This window comes from Oceanospirillum linum (genome assembly GCF_001995095.2).
Lineage (GTDB): Bacteria > Pseudomonadota > Gammaproteobacteria > Pseudomonadales > Halomonadaceae > Oceanospirillum > Oceanospirillum linum.
Window position 1 is genome coordinate 1 of the sequence record NZ_MTSD02000119.1, and the last position, 434, is coordinate 434.

A 434-nucleotide genomic window follows, 5' to 3' on the forward strand; every position below is an offset into this window, starting at 1 on the left:
AAGTCAAATATTGTATTTTTTATAACAGAAACAAAGCCCTTGCAACCCTTATATACAAAAAACGGCGCTATGGACAGCTTGCTTTCTCAGCCCTTGATGAACCAGATAGAAAAGAAATTGTCAAGATACTATATGCTAGACTGATAACAGATACTATTGTTTTTAATTTTGGGGTTTATAACAAACAATATCCACTATACGGTATTGATTGGAAGTGGTTTTTGACAACGGTTGGTGTGCCTAGTGATATAATAGATTTATCAGACGGCAATTTTATGTTTGAAATCGAACAAAACAACCGATTGCTAATACAGTTATTGGAAGATTACAAAGCCAATTAAATACAAATAATTTTAAAATACCCGTTGACTTTGCATTGTTCAACGGGTATAATAATGCTATCAACAAGAAAGGAATGAAAACAAATGAAAGAT

General features: G+C 32.0%; 1 protein-coding gene. It reads left to right on the plus strand.

Going from position 1 to position 434, the window contains the following annotated elements; translation table 11 throughout:
- Positions 1 to 341 (plus strand): hypothetical protein (locus BTA35_RS18060; RefSeq protein WP_161489893.1); only part of this gene is annotated, 341 nt, incomplete at its 5' end.
- Between the last annotated feature and the right edge of the window lie 93 nt (positions 342 to 434).